We start from the raw sequence: 237 nt of genomic DNA, 5'->3' as shown, positions 1-237 counted from the left end.
GTGTCGCCGTTCACCAAACCGAAGTAGCTAAAGGTCAGCGATGGGTTCTCTTCACCATATACCTTGGATTGATCGTCAGCCGTGATGGTTAGGGAAGCTTTGCTTATTGCTAATTCACCTGCTTTAAGGGTGATGTCGTAATTGTCATCGGAGCCACCATCCAAAGTGATTGGATAGGTACCCACTCCCGAACTTGCCAATGCAGTCGTGCTAATGCCAGGCTCGGTGGAAACCTCC

1 protein-coding gene is annotated in these 237 nt (G+C 49.8%); it reads right to left on the bottom strand.

The window, feature by feature from the left end; all coding sequences use genetic code 11:
• Positions 1–237: MBG domain-containing protein (locus DB520_RS26405; protein WP_157972285.1), on the bottom strand; the 237-nt coding region annotated here is incomplete at both ends.

Source organism: Pleomorphovibrio marinus (assembly GCF_003347495.1).
GTDB classification, from domain to species: domain Bacteria; phylum Bacteroidota; class Bacteroidia; order Cytophagales; family Cyclobacteriaceae; genus Pleomorphovibrio; species Pleomorphovibrio marinus.
The sequence above is the reverse complement of the archived record's forward strand: the minus strand, read 5'-3'. Positions and strand labels throughout refer to the sequence as shown.